Origin of the sequence: Pseudomonas sp. B1-22, from assembly GCF_050474425.1 — a bacterium.
Classification (GTDB): domain Bacteria; phylum Pseudomonadota; class Gammaproteobacteria; order Pseudomonadales; family Pseudomonadaceae; genus Pseudomonas.
In genome coordinates, this window is record NZ_JBCHVH010000007.1 from 156,455 (window position 1) to 182,327 (window position 25,873).

Genomic DNA, 25,873 nt, shown 5'->3' on the forward strand with positions numbered 1-25,873 from the left:
GCAGTCTTCTTATGGCGTGGCGTCGGCGAGGTGGCACTGGCTTTCCGGTGCGTCGAGGCCGAGGCTGTCGAGTTCGCTGGCGGGATGCAGGAAGCCTTCCTGCGGCGAGGTGCTGACCAGGGCGCGCGGCTGCACCAGCGGGATCGGTTGGCGCAGCTGGCCGTCCCAGGGGCGGAAGCCGAGCTTGTAGCCCTTGAAACCGTCCAGCGGCAGGTCCGGGGAGAGCGACAGCTTGCGGATCGCCATGGGGTCGGTGTCGCGCAGGCGAGTGACGGCGCTGGCGATGCTGCGCACGGCGATCCAGGCGGCGAAGTCGCGGTCGTTCATCCAGCGCCCGGCACGTTCCTCGAAACGCTTCTGCAGTTGCGCGGCGCCGTAGGTTTCCACGGTCTTGTGCCAGCCGGTGGCGACCAGTCCCTGGGTGCCGGCGACCGGGCGCGGCAGCCAGGTGTTGTAGGGCACGTACTCGCCGAAGTCGCCGTGTTCGTCGGCCACCAGCACGGCGTCGTAGTCCTCGCTGGATTGGGTGAACAACGCCATGTCGGCCTGGGCGCTGCGGCGCTGGTCGTTGGCGAAGGTGAAGGGTTTCTCCTCGACGATCTTCGCGCCGAAGCGCTTGGCGGAGCGGCGCAGGGCATTGGCATAGGCGGTGTCTTCCGGGCGCTGGCCGACGATCAGCAGCCAGCGCGTCCACTTGCGCAGTACCAGGAACTGGGTGAGGGCGTCGGTCAGCATCAGCCGGCTGGGCAGGGTGTGCAGCAGGTTCGGCGCGCATTGGCTGGCACGCAACTCGTCGTCGGCGGCGCCGGCGTTGAACAGCAGGCTGTCCGGCAGGGCGGCGGCCAGTTGGCGCAGGGTGTCGGCCGGGGCGTTGACCACGAACAGGCGCAGGCCAGCGTCGTGCAGGCGCCGGGCTTCGGCCAGCAGCTTTTCAGGGGTGTCGGTGCTGGCGGTTTCCAGGCTGTAGCGGTGCCTGAGGAAGCGCCCGGTGCTATTGCTGTCGGTGATCGCCAGCTCGGCGCCGCGCAGGCCCGCATCGGCGGGTTCGGGAATGACGTTGGACAGCAGCGGGCCGGGGTCGGGCGTGTAGCCCAGGTAGCCGATGCGAACTTCCAGCGCAGGCGCTTCTTCAGCGCGGGCATCGAGGGCGAAGGCGGCGGCGCAGGCAACCGCGAGCAGATAGGCCACGCCGTGCAGGACGAGCTGGCGCATGGGCGACTCCTTGTTCCGGGCCGACATGTTCTTGTGCGGCCAGCATAGGAAGCGCCGGGGGTGCGGCAAATATGCAGAAAGTACCGATGGGGCAGTACCAAGGTAGTAGGTTGCGCGCCGGGCCCGCGTCCTAGGATGGCTTTACAACAATCAGAAGAGAAACGTCGCCATGCGTATCGCCGTCACTCTCGTCCTGCCGATCCTGCTGATGCTCAGCCTGCTCGGCTTCGATTTCCTCTATGCCCGCAACAGCTATCCGAGCCCGGCGGAGGTGCGTGCGCCATTGTCGCCGGCGGGGTGCATCGGGAGCTGCCGAAGCGCGCCGTAGATCGTCGATCCGGGTATTGGTGCCGACCCACTGTCGCGGGCATGGCCCGCTCCTACGGGGCAGATCGGTGCGCTCTCGTGGGAACCCGGCGGAGGTGCGTGCGCCGGTGTCGCCGGCGGGGTGCTTCGGGAGTTGGCGAAGCGCGCCGTAGATCGTCGATCCGGGTATTGGTGCAACACACTGTCGCGGGCATGGCCCGCTCCTACGGGGCAGATCGGTGCGCTCTCGTAGGAGCGGGCCACGCCCGCGATAGCGCCCATTGGGCGCTCCTTCGAACCGTTTCCGTCTATCCCGAAGATCGCGCCGGCCGGATCCCGGCGCGCGCAGCGCCCCTTGGCCTACCGCCGCTCTAGTACCAAGGGAGTAGTCGGCATCACCCAAAGCAGGATTCGGCATCCGCGCAAGCGTTCTTACCATCGTCACCACGGTCGCCGATTCAGGCGCCGAGCCTTGCCAAGCATCTCGATGAGGATGAAGTGATGAACAACAAGAATGTGCTGTGCGGCCTGCTGTTGCTGGCTGGCCTGGGTACCTCGGGTCTGGCCCTGTCCCACGGCAATGTGACGCCCCAAGCAGTGGATACCACGGGGCTGGAACCTCTGGGCAAGGAATGGCGCGACACCAACCCCTACCGCGAGCCCTACGCCAACCACGCCAAGGCGGTGGAAATCGGCGCCTCGGCCTACAACCAGAACTGTGCCCGCTGCCACGGCCTGGAGGCCAAGTCCGGCGGCATCGCCCCCGACCTGCGCAAGCTGGATCCGGGTGCCGAGGGTGATGAGTGGTTCAAGGAGCGGGTGATCAACGGCGCGGTGCGCGACGGCGCGGTGTACATGCCGAAGATGGCTGACTACATCAGCCAGGAAGGCCTCTGGGCGATCCGCACCTACCTGGACAGCGTGCACGTGGACGAGTGACCGCCATGCGCCTGCCCGGAGTGCTGTTCGGCCTGGTCCTGTGCCTCCTGCTGGGACAGGCGCAGGCCGGGGTCCGCCCCTACGAAGACATGGTCGCCAGCGGCGTGCTGCGGGTGGCCGTGTACGAGAACTTCCCGCCCTACAGCTTCATGCAGGGCGGGCAGCCGCATGGCATCGACATCGACCTGGCGACACGCCTGGCCAGCGGGCTGGGCCTGCGCGCGGAGTTCCTCTGGGTCACACCGGGCGAGCGCCTGGACGATGACCTGCGCAACTTCATCTGGAAGGGGCATTACCTGCGCCCCGGCGTGGTGGCCGACGTGATGTTGCGCGTGCCCTACGACCGTGAATACGCCAACCGGCGCAACGACGTGGGCGAGTTTGCCAACGCCCAGGTGGTGATGTTCGGCCCGTACCAGCGCGAGCGCTGGCAGGTGGTCAACGATGACCGACGGCTAGCGAAGGTGGACACCATCGCCGCCTTCCGCGAACACCCCATCGGCGTCGAACTGGACAGCGTGCCGTCCTTCTACCTGACCTCGGTGCTGGGCGGCCAGCTCAGCCGCATGACCGTACATTTCCCCAGCACCCAGGCGGCCTTCGACGGTATGCGCGCGGGCAAGGTGGACGCGGTGATGGCCCTGCGCGGCGAGCTGGACTGGATGCGCAAGCAGGCCGGCGACGAACACCTGAAGAATGCCGAAAACACCTATCCCAACCTCGGTCAGCCCGAGTGGGATATCGGCATGGCGGTGCATGAAAGCAATCGCCAGCTCTCCAACGCCCTGGACGGCGAACTGGAGGAGCTGGTGCGCAGCGGCGAGATGGAAAAGCTCTACGCGGCCTACGGCGTGCGCTACGAACTGCCGGGGCTTTATCAGGACGTGCAATGAGGGAGAGCTGATGCGCAGGCGAGAACTGCTGCTGGGAATCTGCGCGCTGCCGCTGCTGGCAGCGGCGGTGGAGGGCGACCCGATGCCCTCGGTGATGTGGGAGTACCACCACAAGCGCCTGCTGAACGGCGAGCCGTACGTGTTCGATGAGCGCGTGAAGCTGGGCGTGCCGCCGTTCGCCGAGGACTCGCGGCAGGTGCCGGTGGAAGTGGACGCCCGCGCCTTGCCGGGGCGCTTCGACCGCCTGCTGCTGTGGGCCGAGCTGAACCCGATTCCCCACGTGCTGACGCTCTATCCGGGCGAGCACCTGGAACCGCTGCTGGCGGTGCGCATCCGCATCGAGCAGGCCACGCCGATCCGTGCCGCGCTGCGGGACGAGAAGGGTGTCTGGCACGTCGGCTCGGCCTGGGTCGACGCCGCCGGTGGCGGCTGCACCGCGCCCAGCGTGGTGCGTGCGCAACCGGGCTGGGAGGACCGGCTCGGCCAGGTGCATGGCGAGTCTTACCCGAGGGGCGAATACAGCCGCGTGCGCCTGTCGGTGTCGCACCCGATGGACAACGGGCTGGTCGGCGGCATTCCCGAGTTCTACCTGGACCACGCCGAACTGCGCGGGCCGGGCGGGGAAGTCTTCGCCCGCCTGGACCTGTTCCCGGCGGTGAGCGAAAACCCGACCTTCACCTTCGAGGTGCGCGGCCATCCGCACACCGAGCTCTGGCTGCACGACAACAACGGCAACCAATTCCAGGCCGCTCTGCGCTGACGCCGCCCTGTACTGACGAGGTGCCCATGCGTTTCCTCCTGATCGCCCTGGCCTGCCTGTGCCTGCCGGCACTGGCCGACCTGCAGTACCACCTCCAGCCCCGGCAGATCGCCGAGGGCACCTGGCTGGTGGAGGGCAGTACCGACAACTTCGGCAAGGACAATGGCGGCGCCATCGTCAACATCGCCTTCATCGACACCGGCGACGGTGTGCTGGTGATCGATACCGGTCCGTCGAAACGCTACGGCGAAGCCTTGCGTACGGTGGTCCAGCAGACCACCGGCAAGCCGGTGAAGCGCGTGCTGCTGACCCATCACCACCCCGATCACGTGCTGGGTAACCAGGCCTTCACCGACGTGCCCATCGGCGCATTGGCCGGCACCCGCAAGCTGCTGAAGGAGCAGGGCAATGCCATGGCGGAGAACATGTACCGCCTGGTCGGCGACTGGATGCGCGGCACGGAGGTGGTGCTGCCCACCGAGACGGTGGAGCCGGGCACTCTGCAGATGGGCAGTCACCGGTTCCGGTTGGTGGGATTGCGTGGGCATACCGGCGCGGACCTGGCGATCCTCGACGAGACCACCGGCGTGCTATTTGCCGGGGACATCGTCTTCTACCAGCGCGCGCTGACCACGCCGAACAGTCCGGGGCTCGACGTGTGGCTGGGCGATCTCGATACGCTGCAACAGCTGCCGTGGAAACTCATCGTTCCCGGGCACGGTCCCATCGCCACCGACGCCGCGCCCTTTGTGCAGATGCGCGATTACCTCGGCTGGCTCGACGGCGTGATGCGCGACGGCATCGCCCAGGGGGCGGACATGAACGATCTCCTGCGCACTCCCATCCCCGAGCGCTTCGCCGGCGTCAGCCTGACGCGCTATGAGCTGATCCGCAGCGTCAGCCATCTGTATCCGCGCTACGAGCAGAAGGCTTTGCCGCGCGTCGACGAGCAGTGATTTTGCTTTCGTAGGATGGCGTGGAGCGAAGCTATACCCATCAATTCCATGCGCCGACCGCATGGGTATCGCTGCGCTCCACCCATCCTACAGAGACGCCCCCTGATACATTTGTTGCGGGTTCAACTGTAGGAGCGCGCCATGCGCGCGATCGCGGGCATGGCCCGCTCCTACAGGTCAACTCCGCCGTATCCGCTCCTACGCACGCCACTATTTCCGCGCCTCTGCGGTCCGGTATTGCTACCAAGGAACTAGAAAATTCGGCACTGCGTTCAATTGTTGGCCACCGTCCCCCAACCAAGAATCTGCGACAGACCGGGAAATTATCCCGGGTACAACAACAATCGCAGAGGCGCACGCCATGAGACAGCTCCAACCTTTCGCCCGCACCGTGCTGTTCACCGCCATCAGCCTGGCCAGCCTGGGTGCCCATGCCGGGGTCACCGACCAGGACATCAGTGATTCCGCCAAGCGCACCGACCAGGTCGTGGTCAACGGGATCAACCAGCAGGGCCAGCGTTTCAGCCCGCTGAAGACCCTGAACAGCGACAACGTGAAGGAGCTGCGGCCGGTGTGGGCGCTGTCCTTCGGCGGCGAGAAGCAGCGCGGCCAGCAGGCCCAGCCGCTGGTCAAGGACGGCGTGATGTACGTCACCGCCTCCTATTCGCGGGTCTTCGCGGTGGATGCGCGCACCGGTCGCAAGCTGTGGCAGTACGACGCGCGCCTGCCCGACGGCATCATGCCCTGCTGCGACGTGATCAACCGTGGCGTGGCGCTGTACGGCGACCTGGTGATCTTCGGCACCCTGGACGCCAAGCTGGTCGCCCTGAACAAGGACACCGGCAAGGTGGTGTGGAAGAAGACCGTGGCGGACTACAAGGCCGGCTATTCCATCTCCGCCGCGCCGCTGATCGCCAAGGGCAAGCTGATCACCGGCGTGGCCGGCGGCGAGTTCGGCGTGGTCGGCAAGATCGAGGCGTACGACCCCACCAACGGCGAGCTGCTGTGGAGCCGCCCGACCGTGGAAGGCCACATGGGCTACGTCTACAAGGACGGCAAGGCCATCGAGAACGGCATTTCCGGCGGCGAAGCGGGCAAGACCTGGCCGGGCGACCTGTGGAAGACCGGCGGCGCCGCGCCCTGGCTGGGCGGCTACTACGACCCGAGCACCGACTCGCTGTTCATCGGCACCGGCAACCCGTCGCCGTGGAACTCGCACCTGCGTCCGGGCGACAACCTGTTCTCCTCCTCGCGCCTGGCGCTGAACCCGGAGGACGGATCCATCAAGTGGCACTTCCAGACCACCCCGCACGACGGCTGGGACTTCGACGGCGTGAACGAGCTGGTGTCCTTCGACTACAAGGACGGCGGCAAGAACGTCCAGGCGGCGGCCACCGCCGACCGCAACGGCTTCTTCTACGTGCTCGACCGCACCAACGGCAAGTTCATCCGCGGCTTCCCGTTCGTGGACAAGGTGACCTGGGCCAAGGGCCTGGATAAAGACGGCCGGCCGATCTACGACGACGCCCACCGTCCGGGCGCGCCGGGGCAGGGGACCGAGAAGGGCTCCTCGGTGTTCGTCTCGCCGTCCTTCCTCGGCGGCAAGAACTGGATGCCCATGGCCTACAGCCAGGACACCGGGCTGTTCTACGTGCCGTCCAACGAGTGGGGCATGGACATGTGGAACGAGAACATTGCCTACAAGAAGGGCGCGGCGTACCTCGGCGCGGGCTTCACCATCAAGCCGCTGAACGACAAGTACATCGGCGTGCTGCGCGCCATCGATCCGAAGACCGGCAAGCAGGTCTGGCGCTACGAGAACTACGCGCCGCTGTGGGGCGGCGTGCTGGCGACCCACGGCAACCTGGTGTTCACCGGCAACCCCGAGGGCTACCTGATGGCCTTCGACGCCAAGTCGGGCAAGAAGCTCTACGAGTTCAACACCGGCTCGGGCGTGATCGCCTCGCCGATCACCTGGGAGATGGATGGTGAGCAGTATGTGACCGTGCTGTCCGGCTGGGGCGGGGCAGTGCCGCTGTGGGGTGGCGAAGTGGCCAAGCGCATCAAGGACCTGGACCAGGGCGGGATGATCTGGACCTTCAAGCTGCCGAAGGATCTGGTGGCGAAGAAGTGATGGTGTTGTGAGGTGAGCAAAGGGCCGGCCGTTGAGCTGGCCCTTTGTTTTTGGCGCGACCGCCGGTGCCGTTGCCGGGGGCGGCGACACGGAATTCACCTTGTAGGAGCGGGCCATGCCCGCAATCCGCCGGCAGGGCCGGCGCCTAGCCTCTGCTCCGATGACGTTGCAGGGTTGCTGCTTCTACGTGGGTGTTTCAGCGTCGCCTCGGCATGCGCTCGGACATTTTGTTTCGCCCCCTCGGGCGAGTCACTTCTTCCAAACGCCGAAGAAGTAACCAAGAAGGCTTGCCCCTGCATCCGGGTCCCGCTTCGCGGGACTTCCCTCGCTCCATCGGAGTTTCAGGGGCACGCATCGACGGGCCATCCATGGCCCAACGACGCTCTCGCGACATCCATGTCGCTCAACCCCTGAAACTCCGATTCCACTCGGCCTCCTGAAGGGGCGCTTCGGAGTGTGCGGATATTCCCTGGAAATCGCTCAAGAGCGAAGAGCGCAGGGAGCCTCGCGGGTGGTGCGCCCGTAGGAGAGACGGGGGCGCCTAGCCCTTGTCCGCGAAATCCCACGCGGCGGACCCCGGAGTCTCAGAAGAAAATCGAGATCGCACGCCAGCTGTAGGAGCGAGCTCGCTCGCGAACCGCCCAGCGCCGGCGTTTCCTTGTAGGAGCGGGCCATACCCGCGATCCGCCGGCAGGGCCGGCGTTCAAGGCGGCTCGGTAGCTGGCCTGAATTGCCGGTCTCAACCTGCAGAAGCGCCCCATGGACGCAATCGCGGGCATGGCCCGCTCCTACAAACAGCCATGCCCACCGCGTCTACTACCAAATGAGTAACCCACCCCTCCCATGGGTGCATTCCGAGCCGGCAAGGGCGCTGCCTAAGATCGCTCCATGACCTGGCCGATGGAGGCCGGGACCCGACAGGAGAGCACCACCATGATCTACGCCGCACCCGGAACCCCAGGCGCCGTCGTCACCCTCAAGCCGCGCTACGGCAACTACATCGGCGGCGAGTTCGTCGCGCCGGTGCTGGGGCAGTACTTCAGCAACACCTCGCCGGTGAATGGCGAAGTCATCGCCGAATTCCCGCGTTCCACCGCCGAAGACATCGAGCGCGCCCTGGACGCCGCCCATGCCGCCGCTGGCAGTTGGGGCCGCACCTCGGTGCAGGACCGCGCGCTGATCCTGCTGAAGATCGCCGACCGCATCGAGCAGAACCTGGAACAACTGGCCGTCGCCGAAACCTGGGACAACGGCAAGGCCGTGCGCGAAACCCTGAACGCCGACGTGCCGCTGGCCGCCGACCACTTCCGCTACTACGCCGGCTGCATCCGCGCGCAGGAAGGCGGCGCCGCCGAGATCAACGAGAACACCGTCGCCTACCACATCCACGAACCGCTGGGCGTGGTCGGGCAGATCATCCCGTGGAACTTCCCGCTGCTGATGGCCGCGTGGAAACTCGCCCCGGCCCTGGCCGCCGGCAACTGCGTGGTGCTCAAGCCGGCCGAGCAGACGCCGCTGTCGATCATGCTGCTGGCCGAGATCATCGGCGACCTGCTGCCGCCGGGTGTGCTGAACATCGTCCAGGGCTTCGGCAAGGAAGCGGGCCAGGCGCTGGCCACCAGCAAGCGCATCGCCAAGATCGCCTTCACCGGCTCGACCCCGGTCGGCTCGCACATCCTCCACTGCGCGGCGGAGAACATCATCCCGTCCACCGTGGAACTGGGCGGCAAGAGCCCGAACATCTTCTTCGAGGACATCATGCAGGCCGAACCGGCCTTCATCGAGAAAGCCGCCGAGGGCCTGGTGCTGGCCTTCTTCAACCAGGGCGAGGTGTGCACCTGCCCGTCGCGGGCGCTGGTGCAGGAGTCGATCTTCGAGCCGTTCATGGCCGAGGTGATGAAGAAGATCAAAGCGATCAAGCGCGGCAACCCGCTGGACACCGAGACCATGGTCGGCGCCCAGGCTTCGCAGCAGCAGTACGAGAAGATCCTCTCCTACCTCGACATCGCCCAGAGCGAAGGCGCCGAGCTGCTCGCCGGCGGCTCAAGCGAGCGCCTGGAGGGTGATTTGGCCAGCGGTTACTACATCCAGCCGACCCTGCTCAAGGGCAACAACAAGATGCGCGTGTTCCAGGAGGAAATCTTCGGGCCGGTGGTGGGCGTGACCACCTTCAAGGACGAAGCCGAAGCGCTGGCAATCGCCAACGACACCGAGTTCGGCCTCGGCGCCGGCGTCTGGACCCGCGACATCAACCGCGCCTGGCGCATGGGTCGTGGTATCCAGTCCGGCCGCGTGTGGACCAACTGCTACCACCTGTACCCGGCCCACGCCGCGTTCGGCGGCTACAAGAAATCCGGCGTCGGCCGCGAAACCCACAAGATGATGCTCGACCACTACCAGCAGACCAAGAACCTGCTGGTGAGCTACGACATCAACCCGCTGGGCTTCTTCTAAGCGAGCAGCAGGCCGGCGGACCTTCCCCCATCGGGTCCGTCGGCCACCTCTCCGGTGTACCCGTCAGTCTTTCCAACGGGCATCCCTTGTGTCGACGCGCCCGCCCGGGCGGCCGTCCGCTTCCGTGCCCACTCCCTCGGGTGACGGCCTTCGTCGAACGCGACTCCGGTCGCGTTTTCTTTTTTCCGGGTGATGGTTCTGTTCGCGGGCATGGCCCGCTCCTACAGTGAGCTGTTGCGCTACGCCTACCCGTAGGAGCGGGCCATGCCCGCGATGCTCCTGGCTTTCAGGGCACTCCGAAATCGACCGGTGCACCAGCGGCGAACTATGGTTAAACGGCGTACCACCTCGGAACAGTTGTACGCCCTACGCCGCAAGGCCCTCACTCGCTACCAAATCAGGGGGGAATCTCCTTCGAAAGTATCATTCGGCGCGTCCGCACCCGGTGGTTAACTCGATCTACCGGGACAACCGGTGCGATGCCCGAACGACATCCCCAACAACAAGAGGACAGACCCATGTGGACCAAGCCTAGCTTCACCGACCTGCGCCTTGGCTTCGAAGTGACCCTGTACTTCGCCAACCGCTGATCCACGCGGCCCCGGTCCGCCGGGGCCCCTGCCCACGGGGCACTGTCATGCACATCCGAATTCTCGGGTCGGCCGCCGGTGGCGGCTTCCCCCAGTGGAACTGCAACTGCCGCAACTGCCGCGGCGTACGCGACGGCAGCGTGATCGCGCAGCCACGCACCCAGTCCTCCATCGCGCTGTCCGACGATGGCGAGAACTGGATTCTCTGCAACGCTTCACCCGATATCCGTGCCCAGCTGGCGTCCTTCCCGGCGCTGCAGCCGGCGCGACGCCTGCGCGATTCGGCGATTGCCGCCATCGTCCTGCTGGACAGCCAGATCGACCACACCACCGGCCTTCTCAGCCTGCGCGAGGGTTGCCCGCACGAGGTGTGGTGCACGGAGATGGTCCACCAGGACCTGTCCACGGGCTTCCCGCTGTTCCCCATGCTCTCGCACTGGAACGGCGGGCTGAAGCACAAGCTCATCGAGCTGGACGCCGAACCCTTCGTCATTCCCGCCTGTCCGGGCCTGCGCCTCACCGCCATCGCCCTGCGCAGCAGCGCGCCGCCGTATTCGCCGCACCGCGGCAATCCGCATCCGGGGGACAACATCGGCCTGTTCGTCGAGGACCTGTCCACCGGCGGCAAGCTGTTCTACGCGCCGGGCCTGGGACAGGTGGACGACGCGCTGCTGGCGTGGATGCGCCAGGCCGACTGCCTGCTGGTGGACGGCACTCTCTGGCGCGACGACGAGATGCGCGTCTGCGAAGTGGGCGACAAGCTCGGCAGCGAGATGGGCCACCTGGCCCAGAGCGGTCCCGGCGGCATGCTTGACGTGCTCGATGGCATCGACGGGCCGCGCAAGGTGCTCATCCACATCAACAACACCAACCCCATCCTCGACATCGCCTCGCCCGAACGCGCCGAACTGGATGCGCACGGCGTCGAAGTGGCCTACGACGGCATGGGCATCTTCCTGTGACGGCCCTTGTAGAAGGAACCGCGCGATGACCCGCGAAGCCATGAGCCCTACCGAGTTCGAGCAGGCGCTGCGCGCCAAGGGCGCCTGCTACCACATCTTCCATCCGTACCATGTGGCCATGTACGAAGGCCGTGCGACCCGCGAGCAGATCCAGGGCTGGGTGGCGAACCGTTTCTACTACCAGGTGAACATTCCGCTGAAGGATGCGGCGATCCTCGCCAACTGCCCGGACCGCGAAGTACGCCGCGAATGGCTGCAGCGCATCCTTGACCACGACGGCGCGCCGGGCGAGGAGGGCGGCATCGAGGCCTGGCTGCGGCTGGCCGAATCCGTGGGGCTGGACCGCGAACAGGTGCTGTCCCAGGAGCTGGTGCTGCCCGGCGTGCGTTTCGCGGTGGATGCCTACGTCAACTTCGCCCGCCGCGCCAGCTGGCAGGAGGCGGCCAGCAGTTCGCTGACCGAACTGTTCGCCCCGCAGATCCACCAGTCGCGGCTGGACAGCTGGCCGCAGCACTACCCGTGGATCGACGCCACCGGCTACGACTACTTCCGCAAGCGCCTGTCCCAGGCGCGCCGCGACGTCGAGCACGGGCTGCGCATCACCCTGGAGCACTATCGCACCCGCGAGGCCCAGGAGCGCATGCTGGAAATCCTGCAATTCAAGCTCGACGTGCTCTGGAGCATGCTCGACGCGATGAGCATGGCCTATGAACTGCAGCGCCCGCCGTACCACACGGTGACGACCGAGCGCGTATGGCACAGGGGGTTGCTGTGATGAGTCTGCCTTCGCTGGACAGCGTACCGGCGCTGCGCCGGGGCTTCCGCCTGCAATTCGAACCGGCCCAGGGCTGCCATGTGCTGCTCTACCCGGAGGGCATGGTGAAGCTCAACGAGAGCGCTGGGGCGATCCTCGGCCGCGTCGACGGCCAACGTGACGTCGCCGGCATCATCGACGGCCTGCGTGGCGATTTCCCCGGCGTGCCGGGCATCGACGAAGACATCCTGGCATTCCTCGAGGTGGCCCATGCGCAATTCTGGATCGAGCTGCGCTGAGGCGCCGGTGGGCCCGCCGCTCTGGCTGCTGGCCGAGCTGACCTACCGCTGCCCGCTGCAGTGCCCGTACTGCTCCAACCCGCTGGACTTCGCCAAGGGCGGCGAGGAGCTTTCCACCCAGCAATGGATCGAAGTGTTCCGCCAGGCCCGCGAGATGGGCGCGGCGCAGCTGGGCTTCTCCGGCGGCGAGCCGCTGGTGCGCCAGGACCTCGCCGAGCTGATCGCCGCCGCGCGCGGGCTGGGCTTCTACACCAACCTGATCACCTCCGGCATCGGTCTCAACGAGACGCGCCTGAAGGAATTCGCCGACGCGGGGCTGGATCACATCCAGATCAGCTTCCAGGCCGCCGACGAGGAGGTGAACAACCTGCTCGCCGGCTCGCGCAAGGCCTTCGCCCAGAAGCTCGCCATGGCCCGAGCGGTGAAGGCCCACGGTTACCCGATGGTGCTGAATTTCGTCACCCACCGGCACAACATCGACAGCATCGACCGTATCATCGAGCTGTGCATCGAACTGGAAGCCGACTTCGTCGAACTTGCCACCTGCCAGTTCTATGGCTGGGCGGAGCTGAACCGTGCCGGACTGCTGCCGACCCGCGAGCAACTGCAACGCGCCGAGCGCATCACCGCGCAGTACCGCGAGCGCCTGGCTGCCGAAGGCAACCCGTGCAAGCTGATCTTCGTGGTGCCCGACTACTACGAGGAGCGCCCCAAGGCCTGCATGGGCGGCTGGGGCAGCGTGTTCCTCGACGTCACCCCGGACGGCACCGCGCTGCCGTGCCACAGCGCGCGGCAACTACCGGTGAAGTTTCCCAATGTGCGCGAGCACAGCCTGCAGCACATCTGGTACGAGTCGTTCGGCTTCAACCGCTTCCGCGGCGATGCCTGGATGCCCGAGCCGTGCCGTTCCTGCGACGAGAAGGAGCGCGACTTCGGCGGCTGCCGCTGCCAGGCCTTCATGCTCACCGGCGATGCCGAGGCGACCGACCCGGTGTGCGCCAAGTCGGCCCACCACGGCATCATCCTCGACGCCCGCCGCGAGGCGGAAACGGCGGCCGCGCCGCTCAGCGCGCTGACCCTGCGCAATGAGCGGGCCTCGCAGCTGATCTGCAAGGCCTGAGCATGCACCGCAGCGACTGGAACGCCGAACGTGCGGTAGCTGCCGCCGGAGATTTCACCGAGCTGCATGTGGCCCACGGCGGCCTGCTGTGGGTTGCCTTCGACCCGGCCAGCGCGCGCTGCCGCTTGTTCCTGCACCGTGACGGCCAGGGCCGCGAACTGACTCCGCTCGGCGCCTCGGTGCGCAGCCGCGTCTACGAATACGGTGGTGGCTCCTGCTGCGCCACCGCCGACGGCGTGGCCTGGGTGGAAGAGGGCGACCAGCAGGTGCGCTGGCTGCGCCTGGGCGGCACGCCGCGCTCCATCACCCACCGCGGCGACTGCCGCTACGGCGATCTGCATTACGTCGCCGCCTGGAATGCGTTGCTGGCGGTGGAAGAAGAGGGTATGCGCCACCGGATAGTCCGCCTCGACGGCGATGGCCGGCGCCGGGTGATCGCCGAAGGCGCGGACTTCTACGCGTCACCGGTGGCCGACAGCAGCGCCAGGCGCATCGCCTGGGTCGAGTGGGATCGCCCCGACCAGCCCTGGACGCGAACCCGGCTGGTCGAATCCTTCGCGGGGGAGCAGCGCTGCCTGGCCGGACAGACTGCGATCGAATCCATCCAGCAGCCACGCTTCGACAGCCACGGACGACTGCATTGGCTGAGCGATCACGACGGTTACTGGCAGCCGTACCACGAGGAGCGCGGTGCGTTGCCGTGCGCCGCCGCGGACCACGCCAGCGCGCCCTGGCAGCTGGGCGGCAGCACCTTCCTGCCGCTGGCGGACGGCAACCTGCTGGCGACCCGCTACGAGGAAGGCTGCGGCGTGCTGGTGCTCTACGACGGGCGCGGCAACGAGCGGCGACTGGCGCCGAAGTACAGCCGCTTCCGCTCGCTGGCGGCTGACGAACAGCATTTCTATTGCATAGCCGCCGCGCCGGACCGTTTGCCGACGCTGCTGGCGATCCGCCGGGTGGACGGCTCCACCCAGGTGCTGGCCGGGGGCGAGCGGCCGCTGGCCGAGGCCGAACTGTCCCGTGGCGAAGCCTTCCGTTACCGGGTGGGCGCCGAGGAGTGCGGCCACGGCTTCTTCTATCCCGCCCACGGAGCCAGCGGGCCGCCACCGCTGGTGGTGTTCCTGCATGGAGGGCCAACCTCGGCCTGCTACCCGGTATTCGATGGCCGCATCCAGTTCTGGACGCGGCGCGGCTTCGCGGTGGCCGATCTCAACTACCGGGGCAGCAGCGGCTACGGTCGCGCCTACCGCGAACGGCTGCACCTGGGCTGGGGCCAGGTGGAAGTGGAGGACATCGGCGCGGCGCTGGACTTCCTGGCGAGGGCCGGGCGCATCGACCGCCAGCGGGTGTTCGTGCGTGGCGCCAGTGCCGGCGGCTACAGCGCGCTGATGGCCCTGGCGCGACTCGACGGCCTGCGCGGCGGCGCCAGTCTCTATGGCGTCAGCGACCCGCAGGCCCTGGCGCGGGTGACCCACAAGTTCGAGGCGGACTACCTGGACTGGCTGATCGGCGACCCCGTGCAGGACGCCGAGCGTTACCGCAATCGCACGCCGGTACTGCTGGCCGGCGATATCCGGGTGCCGGTGATCTTCTTCCAGGGCGAGCTGGATGCGGTGGTGGTGCCGGCGCAGACCGACGCCATGGTCGAAAGCCTGCGGCGACGGGGTGTGCCGGTGGAAGTTCATCGCTATGCGGGCGAACGCCACGGCTTTCGCCAGAGCGCCAACCTGGCCCACGCCCTGGAAGCGGAATGGCGTTTCTACCAGGCTCTGTTGGCTGTCTGAGTTGGCTGTCTGAAACGTCTGCCAAGGTCGCATTGCAAACCCTGACGGATGCAGTAGGCTGCGGGAAATATCCCATAACAATAACGACAGAGCCCCCGATGTCTCACGAGCTCAGCCAACTGCGCAAATTCGTCTCGCCAGAGATCATTTTCGGTGCCGGATGCCGGCACAATGTCGCCAACTACGTAAAAACCTTCGGCGCCCGCAAGGTGCTGGTGGTGTCCGACCCCGGCGTACTCGCCGCCGGCTGGGTCGCCGACATCGAAGCCAGCCTGGCCGCCCAGGACATTCCCTTCTGCCGCTATACCGATGTCTCGCCCAACCCGCGCGTGGAGGAAGTCATGCGCGGCGCCGACGTCTACCGCAGCGAAGGCTGCAACGTCATCGTCGCCGTCGGCGGCGGCAGCCCGATGGACTGCGCCAAGGGCATCGGCATCGTCGCCGCCCACGGCCGCAACATCCTCGAATTCGAGGGCGTGGACACCCTGCGCGTGCCCAGCCCGCCGCTGATCCTGATCCCGACCACCGCCGGCACCTCGGCGGACGTCTCGCAGTTCGTGATCATCTCCAACCAGGACGAGCGGATGAAGTTCTCCATCGTCAGCAAGGCGGTGGTGCCCGACGTGTCGCTGATCGACCCGGAAACCACCCTGACCATGGACCCGTTCCTCTCCGCCTGTACCGGCATCGACGCCCTGGTGCATGCCATCGAGGCCTTCGTCTCCACCGGCCACGGTCCGCTCACCGATCCCCACGCCCTGGAAGCCATGCGGCTGATCAACGGCAACCTGGTGCAGATGATCGCCAATCCCGGCGACATCGCCCTGCGCGAGAAGATCATGCTGGGCAGCATGCAGGCGGGGCTGGCGTTCTCCAACGCCATCCTCGGCGCGGTGCACGCCATGTCCCACAGCCTGGGTGGCTACCTCGACCTGCCGCACGGCCTGTGCAATGCCGTGCTGGTCGAACACGTGGTGGCCTTCAACTACAGCGCCGCGCCCGAGCGCTTCAAGGTGATCGCGGAAACCTTCGGCATCGACTGCCGCGGCCTGAACCACGCGCAGATCCGCCAGCGCCTGGTGGAGCATCTGATCGCCTTCAAGAACGCCGTGGGCTTCCATGAAAGCCTGGGCCTGCACGGCGTGGGCAGTTCGGACATTCCCTTCCTGTCGCGCCACGCCATGCAGGACCCGTGCATCCTCACCAACCCTCGCGAGTCCAGCCTGCGCGACGTCGAGGTGGTGTATGGCGAGGCCCTCTGACGAGCAGCAGCAACAGGCCTTGGCCGGGCTGCTCGGCCTGGGCAGCCATTCCGCGCGCAAGAGCCATTACCCCGAGTTGGTGGCGCGCCTGGACGAGCTGGAAACCGAACGCAACCGCTATAAATGGCTGTTCGAGAACGCCGTCCACGGCATCTTCCAGGCCAGCCTGAGCCAGGGCCTGCGCGCCGCCAACCCGGCCCTGGCGCACATGCTCGGCTATGACGACCCGCAGCAGGTGCTGTGGGACCTGCAGGGCATGGCAACCCAGCTGTTCGCCGGCGGCGAGGCGGAGATGCGCCGCATCCGCGACCTGTTGCGCGATCAAGGCGGACTGTTCGGCTACGAGACGCGTCTGCGTCGGCATGACGGCAGCCATGTCGACGTGCTGATGAACCTGCTGATGAAGCCGGACGAGGAGGGGCTGGTCGAGGGCTTCGTCGCCGACATCACCGAGCGCGTCCAGGCCCAGCAACGCTTGCAGAACCTCAATGAGGAACTGGAGCAGCGCGTCGCCACCCGCACCCGCGAACTGGAAACGCTCAACCAGCAACTGCGTGAAGCCCGCGATGCCGCCGAGGCGGCCAACCTGTCCAAGGACAAGTACCTGGCAGCGGCCAGCCACGACCTGCTGCAACCGCTGAATGCCGCGCGCCTGTTGCTCTCGACCCTGCGCGAGCGGCAACTGCCGGCGTCCGAGCGACAGCTGGTGGAGCGCACGCATCAGGCACTGGAGGGGGCGGAAAACCTGCTGAGCGACCTGCTGGAAATCTCCCGTCTGGACCAGAGCGCAATCCGTCCCGACCCGGAATCGCTGAACCTCGACGAATTGCTCGGCCCGCTGGCCTCGGAGTTCGACAGCGTGGCGCGTGCCTCGGGCCTGCAGTTGCGCACGCGCATTCCCGACCTGCGGGTGCGCACCGACGCCCACCTGGTGTCGCGCATCCTGCGTAATTTCCTCAGCAATGCCTGTCGCTACACCCCGCGCGGTGGCATGCTGCTGGCCGCACGCCGACGCGGCGATAACGTACGTCTGGAAGTCTGGGACACCGGCCGGGGCATTCCGGCGGATCAGTTGCAGGCGATCTTCCGCGAGTTCAACCAGCTCGATGTCGGCCGTGCTGCCGAGCGCCAGGGCGTTGGCCTGGGCCTGGCCATCGTCGAGCGCATTGCCGGGTTGCTCGGCTGCGAAGTCCAGGTGCGCTCGACCCTGGGGCGCGGCTCGCTGTTCGCCATCGAAATCCCTCTGGCTGAGGAACTGCCCGTACGCCTGCCGGCTCCGAGTGCGCCGCGTCCGAGTACCGGCGACCCGTTGCCGGGACGGCGCCTGCTGGTGATCGACAACGAAGAGGCCATCCTCTACAGCATGACGGCGCTGCTGGGCCAATGGGGTTGCGAAGTCCTCACGGCTACCGACCTGGAAACCGCCGTGGCCGCACTGGGTTCGCACGCACCGGACATCGTCGTCGCCGATTACCACCTCGACTACGGGCTCACCGGCTGCCAGGTGGTCAAGGCGCTGCGCGACCGCTACGCAACCGGCATTCCCGCCGTGATGATCACCGCCGACCGCAGCGATGAGTGTCGACGGGCACTGCAACGGCTGGACATTCCGCTGCTGAACAAGCCGGTCCGCCCTGGAAAGCTGAGGGCGGTGCTGAGCTCATTAGTGCAGGGGTAGGGCGCAGGTCCGTCAGGCGCTGCGCTTCCGGCCCCATGAATGACCTCCTTATAAATCCTTATTTCGGCGTATTAAGCGCTAAAATCACACATAAGAACTGAAATAAGGGATTTATCTCAATAAAAGTGATTTCCTCTTGTAACTCCTGTATTCAGTGGATTAACCTGCCTTTACCCATGATAAGGCCCTGAATTATGGAATTAATCCTGAGAAAGCCTGAAGAGATCGTCAAGCTGCTCGGCGAGCGTCTGCGCAAGGAGCGTGTGGCCCAGCAGATGACGCAGGCGGATGTAGCCGGCCGTGCCGGCGTTGGGGTCAACACGGTCTCCAATTTCGAGTCTGGCCGCAGCGTGGCCTTCGAAAGCGTGGTGCGAATCGCCATCGTCCTGGGCCGGGCCAAGGAAGTGGAGGCGCTGTTCATGCCAAAGCTCGACAGCCTGGACGACATCCTCCGCTATGAAGGCAGCGCTCGCCGCCAACGGGTCAAGAAGAAGGCCACCGATGCTTAAGCAGGTTGATGTCTACTACGACGGCTGGGGCGAGCGGTGGCAATGGGGCACGCTGGTTTCGACCACGGCCATCACCGGTCGCCCGCTGATCGCCTTTGAATTCAGCGACGAAGCCAGGAGGAGGGGGCTGGAACTCTCATCCCTGCTGCTCCCCTTGCAGGGGGCGGCGCTGCGACGCGATTTCCCGCCCCATCAGATGGGGCTGCCAGGACCGGTGTACGACTCGCTGCCCGATGGATGGGGCATGCTGCTGATGGACCGGCTGTTCAAGCGCAACGGCCTGAATCCCGCCCGTATCGGTCCATTGGAGCGGCTGGCCTATATCGGCAGAAACGCCATGGGCGCAATGGCCTTTCAGCCACAGGCGGCGGAGGCCGATGCGCCGCCGGAGCGGATCACCCTGGATCGCCTGGCAACTGAAGTCCAGGACGTACTCAAGGGTGAAGGAGGGGAGTTCCTCCTGAGTCTGCTGCAGATGGGCGGGTCGCCCCAGGGGGCCAGGCCGAAGGCGCTGCTCTATCGATCGCCCCAGGGACGCAGCTTTTCATCGACGGCCATGCCAGGCATGGAGGCCTGGTTGGTCAAGTTCCCGGCCAACCAGGAGCATCCCGAGGTCTGCGCCATCGAAGATGTCTATGCGCATTGCCTGCGCCGCTGCGGCATCTCGACGCCGGATACCGAGTACTTTGCGCTTCCTGATGGCCAGACGGCCTTTGCCACCCGGCGTTTCGACCGGTGTGACGGCATGCGCGTCCCGATGCAGAGCCTTGCGGCCCTGACCGGGGCGGACTACCGGGTAGCGGGCAGCCTGGATTACACCGGTTTCCTGCGGGCGACTGCCGCCTGTACGAACGATGTCCGGGAGCGTGCGCGGGCATTCGAGCGTGTGGTTTTCAACGTGGTATTCAACAACCGCGACGACCACCCCAAGAACTTCTCGTACGTCATGTCCCGCGCAGGAGACTGGACCCTGGCTCCCGCCTACGACGTGACCTTCTGCGAGGGCCCCGGCGGCTATCACCAGATGGATGTCCTGGGTGAGGCCCTGGATATCGGCAGGGCGCATCTGCTGGGCCTGGCGGAGCAGGAGGCGGACCTCCCAGCCCAGGAAGCAGGCCGCATCATCGAGCACTTCTGCGAGGTGGCTGGTTCGTTCTCGCGGACAGCGATGGACCTGCTGCCGGGCCAGATCACCGCCGCCACACTGCGCAACATCCAGGGACGGATCGACGAGAACATTGCCCGGCTCCGGTAGGTTTCATCAGGGGCCGCCTCCAGCCTCGAATCAGGACGAATCATGGCCACCAGCCGCCATCTACCCGAATACGGTGCAGGAAAGGAATTTCGTCCGTTGAAGGGAACCTTGCCGGGAATGACAGGCCAGCAACAGAACAAACCCACGCAGGAGGTGCGTCATGTCCTCGCTGGCAACCTGGGCGCTGATCGGCGTCGCAACACTCATCGTGCTGTTGGATCTCTGGGCCATCATCAGCATTTTCAGAAGCGACACGAACGTCAACGCGAAGGCGCTGTGGTCGCTGCTGATCGTCATCTTTCCGCTGCTGGGCCTGGCGATCTGGGGCGTCGCCGGCCCACGTGGCGTCACCCAGGGTCCGAGCTCACCGGAGCACAGCAAATAAGTCCGTTGCGAGGAGGTTCTCCATGGCCAACTGGATCATCAGCTATCAGAAGGACAACAACACCTCGACACTGACAGTGTCAGCCGCCACCAAGCCCAGCATGGAAGACGCCGCGGGGCAGTTGCTTGCCTGGGCGCGCAAGAATCTCGCACAGGGCGATTACGGCGCCGCGCACGAGAAGCCTGGGGACACGCCGATCGATATGCTGCTGCATCTCTACGGAATCACCATCACGGGCATCACGCGGGAATGATGGAGGGTGGAGCGTTGAATTCCAAAGCAGGAGCCTGATCAAGCAGAACTTGAAGAAGTGCTGCTAACCAGCTGATACAACGAGACGTTCTGTGCGTGACTTTCCTGAAGGCGTGGGCTGTGACTTTTATCCGTATATTCGCATAATGTATATTATGTTAAATCGCAAAATACGTAATACGCCCCGAGGGTGGCTATAGCTCTCCGCAACCCGATCAGGCTCCAGATTTGCCGACGACCTTACGGCGCCTCTTCCGTGCAGAGTCGTTTCTGCCCGGAGTTCCCCTCAACGGACGAAATCCCTCTTCCTGCACCGTTCATCCCGCATGCTGAACACCCGTGGACAGGCTCAGTCGACACCACGTGGCGACGAGAGACTTCGACGCCGACGCGATGGACACCACAACGCAGGAGGAACTCGCCATGGGCTGGAACGATCATCGAGACGTGGCACTCGACCACCAACTTCGCCAGTTGCTGGCTGAGCAAACCCTGGAGCCCGACAGCCGCCAGGAGATTCTCGCCCGTTACATCCTCGACCACGGTTTCGCCGCCTTGTCCGAGGAGCAGCAACAGCAGTTTCGGGATGACCTGCTGCCCTTGCTGAACCTCCCGTTCGATGCGGCGCCAGAGCCACCGCGCTCGCCTCAGATCAACGATCCGGGCAATGAAGATCCCGGCTCGCTGATCGAGATCGAAGTGGACGAACTGACCCGCCGTCATTGACTCACATCCTGCATCCTTCAATCGCCTTGCCACCCGAGGCCTGGAGTCCGCCATGAACTTTCCGCTGTTCGGTTTCTTCGTGCGTCCTGAACAGGCCTGGCGCGACCTGCGCCATGGCGTTGACCGGCATCCGCGGGCCTTCCTGCCGTTCTGGTTGCTGATGCCCTTGATACCTGCGATCTGCCTGCTGATCGGCACCACCCAGGTCGGCTGGCGCTTGCCGGGCGACGAGGACACCCAGGTGCTGAGCCTGGCCAGCGGCACCCTCCTCGCTTTCTGGTGTTATGCCGGCCTGTTAGCAGGCGTCGTGCTGATCGCCTACCTGGTGCGCTGGGTGCTGTTCCGCACGGAAAGCCGACCGGCCGTGGGCTTCAGCATGACCTTCTCGACCGCCGCAGCCCTGCCGCTGATGATCGCCGGCCTGGCCGCCCTGATGCCGTCGCGTTGGCTGCTGATCCTGGCCGCCGCTGCAGGCAGCGTCTATTCCGCCTGGTTGCTGTATATCGGCCTGCCGATCTACATGCGGCTGTCCCGGCGGCAAACGGCGTTCTATGGAGCCTGCATCCTGGCCTTCGGGTTCCTCGCCCTGCTCACCACGGCCTTCGGCTTCCTGGAGCTCTGGGGCCAGACCATGGTCGGCAGCGGCGAGTACCTGCAAAAGTAGCCGTGCAGCTCAGCGTTCCGGCTGCGGGACCGGCTCTTCCGGCGGTTGCTGCATGGGCACTTCTTCGGGGAATTCCTCGGGAATCTGGCTCTCCCGGTCGGGCGGCGATTCCTCCGGCGCGGGACGTTGGGCTTGGACGGGAACGGGCATGGTGTCGACCTCCAGGCTGGATGAATGAAACGCTGGTCTGTCGTTGGAGGACCGTCCGCGGGATCGTTCGCTTTTTCTGATCGCGGGCCACTGCCCGCACCGCCCGTGCGGAAACTCTGAACCCCCGCCCCCGAGCCTCGTCAACCCAGCAGGTCTCGCATGACGAGGCTCCCTTCCCGACACGGAGAATCATCATGAAAAATGCAGCACTCCTTCGCGGCGCACTATTGTGCGCGTTCCTGCTACCCGCCGGGCCACTGCTCGCCGAGCAGTTCTCATCCCAGGGGCAACATTTCATCGGCGAAGCGTCGGCCGCGGGCATGGCGGAGATCGACGCCGCCAAACTGGCCCTGAAGAAGAGCCAGTCGGCCGATGTGAAGACCTTCGCGCAGCACATCATCGATGATCACAGCAAGGCCAACACCCAGCTCAAGGAACTGGCCCAGAAGCACCAGTTGCAGTTGGCGGACGAGCCGAGCCTGGCCAGCCAGGCCAAGGCCAAGATCCTCGACGTGCGCAAGGAGTCCTTCGACGCGGCCTATGCCAATAACCAGGTCAGCGCCCACGAGGAAGCCGTGAAGCTGTTCACCGACGCTGCGGATCATGCCGCCGATACGGACATCAAGGCGTTCGCCCAGGAAACCCTGCCGGTACTGCAGCAGCACCTGGAAATGGCGCAGGCGCTGGCCAAGGCACACCCTTCGGATTGAATCGGCGAGGAGGACCGGAGTGCGCGCAGGACGCCCTCCGGCCCACCCTGCCCTCACCCTGCCAGTTGCCGGCGCAAGGCGCGAATCTGGTCCTGGTTGCGGATCACCCCGGCGTACTGCCGGGTCACCAGTTCCCGGATGTCCGTTGGCAACGCCTGTTTCAGGGCGTCTTCATAGTGCTGCTGGGCGACATCCTCGCCACGTTCGCACTCGCTCATTATCGCCTCGTCATCCTTCCCGCCGACCCAGGCGCGCAGGTCGATCCAGCGCCGGTGCAGATCCGCGCCGAGACTGGTGCCTTGCTCCGCCTGGCCGCCCAGTTCCAGCACGCACTCCTGCAACTGTTGCGCAGCCACGTCGCACTGCCTGGCGCGACGCCTGAACAGTTCCTGCAGATGGGGTGCCGTCACGTGCTCGGCGCAGGTGAGAAAACCCTCTTTCCCATCACGGCACGTCTCGATCAGGTCGTTGAGGATGGTGACGGTCGCATTGTCGCTGTCGCTGATCATCTTCGGATTCCTCCCGGTCTGGCGGCGACGCTCCGGTGGCCGGATACGCCGCCTTGGTGTCGTTGGTTCGCTTCACCCCGTTGCCAGGCGACCTGCCCGCTCCCCTACCACCATCTCGGTGATCCAGCGAACCAGGATCTGGGTGTAGTCGTCCTGCGACTGTTCGCAGCTCAAGGCATGGTCGGCGCGGTCGATGATCCGGTGCGTCAGCGAGTGCGTGCGCTGGAAGGCCGAGCGATAGCTCATGATGGTGGCGTGGGGAATGAAGTCGTCATGCTCGGACTCCACCAGCAGCACATCGCCGGTAAAGCCGGCACAGGCCTTCAGCGCCCGGTTGCTGGCGGCCGGGATGTGACTGGCACGATAGGCCATCAGGTCCTCGCGCGGCAGTTCCCGCTTGGGCAGCAGCCAGTCCTCGTCGCGGTAGATCGCCGGTACCCGAAGCGCCAGCCAGCGCACCGCGCGCAGCTCGGTGAGGATGGCGGCGAGGTAGCCACCGTAGCTGGTGCCCACCACCGCAATCGCTGCAGGGTCGATGCGCGGGTGGGTTACCAGCTGGTCGTAGGCCGCCAGCAGGTCGTGCAGATTGTCTTCCCGGGTAATCCAGGCCTGCTGCGCCTCCCCTGCCCCGTGGCCGCGCAGGTCGAAGGTCAGGCACACGCAGCCGAGCCCGGCGATCCCCCGGGCGCGCTTGAGGTCGCGCTGCTGGCTGCCGCCCCAGCCGTGCACGAATAGCACGCCCGGCACATGGGTGCGTGGAATGAGGAAGTTACCCTGCAGGCGCAGGGGACCAACGTCGATATGGATGTCTTCACCGTTGGAGTTCATAAGGCTCCACCATTGCGTATTTCAGTTGAAGGTCGCCATGGGCATCGGGGCCGCGATAAAGGAGATGCGCGTTGTCGGGCAATGCCTTGTCCTCGAAGATTTCGAAGGTGGAGGCGCGCACCACATGCAGCGTCGGGTCGGCGACGAAGGCTTCCAGCGCGGCCAGCTCGGCGCCACTGGCTCCGCCGACGCGCCAGGATTGTTCCAGCACCCCCGAGCAGGCCTGCCCCTGGGCATCGATACCCTGTACCAGGTCGTAGTTGCGGCGCGAGGCGTAGAACTGCGGAAACAGCTGATGCGCGGCGCGATCGAACAGCCGCGCCTGCTCGATGGCCTGTCTGACGGACGCGACCAGGTCGAGTGAGAGCAGGCCATCGAAGTCGCCCCGCACCACCAGCAGATCACTGCCGCCATACACCAGTTCGCCACGGCGGTTGCGGTTCTGCTGCTGGATGCCGTGATAGCTCAGGAGCACGCCATTGATCATGACCTGGCCGACGCTATGGGTCTGGGCGTTCTGCAGTTCGTCCTCGATGACCAGGCCGAGCTGGTAGTCGGCTTCCTCGTAGCGGTCCAGCGCCTCGGCCAACCCATCGGCGTCATTGACCACCTGCTGGCCCATGCCTCCGCGGCTACCCGCCGGCTTCAGGCGTTGCGCGCCGCGTTGCAGACGGGTGCTGGCGAAGCGCAGGGCGTCGTTGTGGCAGAACACGCTTTGCCCGTTCAGCACCAGGGGCTGCACCCGTAGCGCGAACGCCTGGTTCCAGCCGCGTGGAGTCAGGGTCGGTCGCTCCGGCAAGGGATGCACGATGGCCTTTCCGGCATGGAATTCCCGCTCCACGTAACCACCGAACAGGTCCAGCGGACCGTGGACTCGCAGTGCGGCCGCCTGCTCGCGGCCCACTACCGTCGCATCCGGCACCCAATAGATCGGTTGTCCCGAGGCGTGCGCATCGCTGGGGTCGGGGCTGAATTCCAGCCCCTGGATATCCGCCAGCCACCGGGCCAGGGCCCGATTGGTCTGCGCCTGCGCGGATTGCGCATCGCTCTCCAGCGCACAGGCAACGACGATACGTGGGGTGTCGGCAGCGATCATGGAGTGCTTCCTCGGACAGGATGTATGAACACTCGACTGTCGATGCAGTCAGGGGTTCTAAGCACGTGACGAACTGTGGAGACCGCCATGAATCCCGATCGCGAAGCGCAGATACGCCAGAAGGCCCATGACATCTGGGTGGCCGAGGGCAAGCCGCGCGGCCAGGCCGAGCGCCATTGGAAAATGGCCGAAGAAAGCCTCGACCACCCGCTCCCGGTCGAGCGCGCGCAGGACCTCGACTACAAGGGCAAGCAGCATCCCCGGCGTGAAGCCTGAGGCAGGCAGAATGCACGACCGCCGCCCGGGCGATCGTGCAACCTGCCCGCGGCAGAGCGCCATCAAATAATTTTTCGCAAATCAAATCAGTAGCTTGCAAGAGCCAAAGAGTGGCACGCGCCCTGCTTGTAGCCCTACCCGACATCCGTAGCAGGGCACCCTCCTCCAGACATTCGACCACGCATGCGAGCACTGCCCTCATGGGCGATTCATGCACGCCGCCTGATCAAAAAATGGACGGTCTGGCCCCGGCCAGGCAGATAAACGTCGGACCGGCGTCCTGCCCGCGAATGCCAATCCCCGGCTCGGGCCACTGGCGGAAAAATCGAAACTTCGCGCCCGGCAATCAAGTCCCCCGCAAGGAGGATGAGGAAAACCCGACAAGGCCATGCGTGTACCGCTGGCCCCCT

Annotated in this window: 28 protein-coding genes; 23 read left to right on the forward strand and 5 right to left on the reverse strand. The window is 65.8% G+C overall.

Annotated elements, in window-relative coordinates:
- Window positions 1–9: 9 nt before the first annotated feature.
- Entirely contained in the window at window positions 10–1,212 is a 1,203-nt protein-coding gene (locus tag ACQ5BL_RS25675; RefSeq protein ID WP_243808233.1) for an ABC transporter substrate-binding protein, read from the reverse strand.
- Between the two features lie 169 nt (window positions 1,213–1,381).
- On the opposite strand from ACQ5BL_RS25675, the gene ACQ5BL_RS25680 reads away from it, so the two are divergent.
- The 21 genes from ACQ5BL_RS25680 (at window position 1,382) to ACQ5BL_RS25780 (ending at window position 21,894) form a co-directional block, all read left to right on the forward strand.
- Complete coding sequence (locus ACQ5BL_RS25680) at window positions 1,382–1,540, forward strand: hypothetical protein (protein WP_207888213.1); 159 nt, start codon at window positions 1,382–1,384, stop codon at window positions 1,538–1,540.
- 479 nt (window positions 1,541–2,019) lie between these two features.
- Window positions 2,020–2,457: a cytochrome c-550 PedF gene (pedF, locus tag ACQ5BL_RS25685; RefSeq protein WP_207888212.1), complete on the forward strand. Its 438-nt coding sequence runs from the start codon at window positions 2,020–2,022 to the stop codon at window positions 2,455–2,457.
- A gap of 5 nt (window positions 2,458–2,462) precedes the next feature.
- Entirely contained in the window at window positions 2,463–3,350 is an 888-nt protein-coding gene (locus ACQ5BL_RS25690; protein WP_243808234.1) for a substrate-binding periplasmic protein, read from the forward strand.
- Between the two features lie 10 nt (window positions 3,351–3,360).
- On the forward strand, window positions 3,361–4,110 hold the full coding sequence (locus ACQ5BL_RS25695) for a quinoprotein dehydrogenase-associated SoxYZ-like carrier (RefSeq protein ID WP_207888210.1): 750 nt from the start codon (window positions 3,361–3,363) through the stop codon (window positions 4,108–4,110).
- 26 nt (window positions 4,111–4,136) lie between these two features.
- Window positions 4,137–5,066 (forward strand): quinoprotein relay system zinc metallohydrolase 1, encoded by a 930-nt coding sequence (locus tag ACQ5BL_RS25700; protein ID WP_243808235.1) that lies wholly within the window; start codon window positions 4,137–4,139, stop codon window positions 5,064–5,066.
- A gap of 361 nt (window positions 5,067–5,427) precedes the next feature.
- Complete coding sequence (locus ACQ5BL_RS25705) at window positions 5,428–7,200, forward strand: methanol/ethanol family PQQ-dependent dehydrogenase (protein WP_243808236.1); 1,773 nt, start codon at window positions 5,428–5,430, stop codon at window positions 7,198–7,200.
- Between the two features lie 933 nt (window positions 7,201–8,133).
- Window positions 8,134–9,654: an acetaldehyde dehydrogenase ExaC gene (gene exaC, locus ACQ5BL_RS25710; protein WP_243808237.1), complete on the forward strand. Its 1,521-nt coding sequence runs from the start codon at window positions 8,134–8,136 to the stop codon at window positions 9,652–9,654.
- 518 nt (window positions 9,655–10,172) lie between these two features.
- Window positions 10,173–10,244, forward strand: a complete 72-nt coding sequence (gene pqqA / locus ACQ5BL_RS25715) for a pyrroloquinoline quinone precursor peptide PqqA (protein WP_003106462.1) — start codon at window positions 10,173–10,175, stop codon at window positions 10,242–10,244.
- 47 nt (window positions 10,245–10,291) lie between these two features.
- Window positions 10,292–11,206: a pyrroloquinoline quinone biosynthesis protein PqqB gene (gene pqqB, locus ACQ5BL_RS25720; RefSeq protein WP_243808238.1), complete on the forward strand. Its 915-nt coding sequence runs from the start codon at window positions 10,292–10,294 to the stop codon at window positions 11,204–11,206.
- 25 nt (window positions 11,207–11,231) lie between these two features.
- The gene (gene pqqC, locus ACQ5BL_RS25725; protein ID WP_243808239.1) at window positions 11,232–11,981 is read left to right on the forward strand and encodes a pyrroloquinoline-quinone synthase PqqC; all 750 of its coding nucleotides are present in this window, start codon (window positions 11,232–11,234) and stop codon (window positions 11,979–11,981) included.
- Window positions 11,981–12,259 (forward strand): pyrroloquinoline quinone biosynthesis peptide chaperone PqqD, encoded by a 279-nt coding sequence (gene pqqD, locus ACQ5BL_RS25730; protein WP_243808240.1) that lies wholly within the window; start codon window positions 11,981–11,983, stop codon window positions 12,257–12,259. Before pqqC ends, pqqD begins: the two co-directional genes overlap by 1 nt.
- On the forward strand, window positions 12,231–13,379 hold the full coding sequence (gene pqqE, locus ACQ5BL_RS25735; RefSeq protein ID WP_243808241.1) for a pyrroloquinoline quinone biosynthesis protein PqqE: 1,149 nt from the start codon (window positions 12,231–12,233) through the stop codon (window positions 13,377–13,379). The genes pqqD and pqqE overlap by 29 nt, the downstream gene beginning before the upstream one ends.
- 2 nt (window positions 13,380–13,381) lie before the next feature.
- A complete protein-coding gene (locus ACQ5BL_RS25740; protein WP_243808242.1) occupies window positions 13,382–15,163 on the forward strand; it encodes a S9 family peptidase in 1,782 nt (593 codons plus the stop codon).
- A gap of 98 nt (window positions 15,164–15,261) precedes the next feature.
- Window positions 15,262–16,425: an alcohol dehydrogenase-like regulatory protein ErcA gene (ercA, locus tag ACQ5BL_RS25745; RefSeq protein ID WP_243808243.1), complete on the forward strand. Its 1,164-nt coding sequence runs from the start codon at window positions 15,262–15,264 to the stop codon at window positions 16,423–16,425.
- Window positions 16,409–18,103 carry a PAS domain-containing hybrid sensor histidine kinase/response regulator gene (locus ACQ5BL_RS25750; protein WP_243808244.1) on the forward strand — a complete coding sequence of 565 codons (1,695 nt, stop codon included), beginning with the start codon at window positions 16,409–16,411 and terminating at the stop codon, window positions 18,101–18,103. Before ercA ends, ACQ5BL_RS25750 begins: the two co-directional genes overlap by 17 nt.
- Before the next feature lie 194 nt (window positions 18,104–18,297).
- Entirely contained in the window at window positions 18,298–18,612 is a 315-nt protein-coding gene (locus ACQ5BL_RS25755; protein ID WP_279577348.1) for a helix-turn-helix transcriptional regulator, read from the forward strand.
- A complete protein-coding gene (locus ACQ5BL_RS25760; protein WP_243808245.1) occupies window positions 18,605–19,867 on the forward strand; it encodes a type II toxin-antitoxin system HipA family toxin in 1,263 nt (420 codons plus the stop codon). Before ACQ5BL_RS25755 ends, ACQ5BL_RS25760 begins: the two co-directional genes overlap by 8 nt.
- Before the next feature lie 160 nt (window positions 19,868–20,027).
- Window positions 20,028–20,252, forward strand: coding sequence for a PLD nuclease N-terminal domain-containing protein (locus ACQ5BL_RS25765; protein ID WP_243808246.1), 225 nt, complete (start codon window positions 20,028–20,030; stop codon window positions 20,250–20,252).
- Between the two features lie 22 nt (window positions 20,253–20,274).
- Entirely contained in the window at window positions 20,275–20,505 is a 231-nt protein-coding gene (locus ACQ5BL_RS25770) for a hypothetical protein (protein ID WP_243808247.1), read from the forward strand.
- Between the two features lie 338 nt (window positions 20,506–20,843).
- Window positions 20,844–21,230 (forward strand): hypothetical protein, encoded by a 387-nt coding sequence (locus tag ACQ5BL_RS25775; RefSeq protein WP_243808248.1) that lies wholly within the window; start codon window positions 20,844–20,846, stop codon window positions 21,228–21,230.
- Between the two features lie 52 nt (window positions 21,231–21,282).
- Window positions 21,283–21,894 (forward strand): Yip1 family protein, encoded by a 612-nt coding sequence (locus ACQ5BL_RS25780; protein ID WP_430293331.1) that lies wholly within the window; start codon window positions 21,283–21,285, stop codon window positions 21,892–21,894.
- A gap of 9 nt (window positions 21,895–21,903) precedes the next feature.
- On the opposite strand, the gene ACQ5BL_RS25785 is transcribed toward ACQ5BL_RS25780, so the two are convergent.
- A complete protein-coding gene (locus ACQ5BL_RS25785; RefSeq protein WP_243808250.1) occupies window positions 21,904–22,044 on the reverse strand; it encodes a hypothetical protein in 141 nt (46 codons plus the stop codon).
- Between the two features lie 194 nt (window positions 22,045–22,238).
- Between ACQ5BL_RS25785 and ACQ5BL_RS25790 the strand changes: the two genes are divergently transcribed.
- Window positions 22,239–22,754 carry a DUF4142 domain-containing protein gene (locus ACQ5BL_RS25790; RefSeq protein WP_243808251.1) on the forward strand — a complete coding sequence of 172 codons (516 nt, stop codon included), beginning with the start codon at window positions 22,239–22,241 and terminating at the stop codon, window positions 22,752–22,754.
- Window positions 22,755–22,807: 53 nt separating this feature from the next.
- Here ACQ5BL_RS25790 and ACQ5BL_RS25795 read toward each other — a convergent pair whose 3' ends face one another.
- From ACQ5BL_RS25795 to ACQ5BL_RS25805, 3 genes are all read right to left on the reverse strand, one after another.
- Entirely contained in the window at window positions 22,808–23,260 is a 453-nt protein-coding gene (locus ACQ5BL_RS25795) for a PA2169 family four-helix-bundle protein (protein WP_243808292.1), read from the reverse strand.
- Window positions 23,261–23,335: 75 nt separating this feature from the next.
- A complete protein-coding gene (locus tag ACQ5BL_RS25800; RefSeq protein WP_207888192.1) occupies window positions 23,336–24,091 on the reverse strand; it encodes an alpha/beta hydrolase family protein in 756 nt (251 codons plus the stop codon).
- Window positions 24,075–25,187, reverse strand: a complete 1,113-nt coding sequence (locus ACQ5BL_RS25805) for a DUF3182 family protein (RefSeq protein WP_243808252.1) — start codon at window positions 25,185–25,187, stop codon at window positions 24,075–24,077. Before ACQ5BL_RS25805 ends, ACQ5BL_RS25800 begins: the two co-directional genes overlap by 17 nt.
- A gap of 87 nt (window positions 25,188–25,274) precedes the next feature.
- On the opposite strand from ACQ5BL_RS25805, the gene ACQ5BL_RS25810 reads away from it, so the two are divergent.
- Window positions 25,275–25,463: a DUF2934 domain-containing protein gene (locus tag ACQ5BL_RS25810; RefSeq protein WP_243808253.1), complete on the forward strand. Its 189-nt coding sequence runs from the start codon at window positions 25,275–25,277 to the stop codon at window positions 25,461–25,463.
- Window positions 25,464–25,873: the final 410 nt, after the last annotated feature.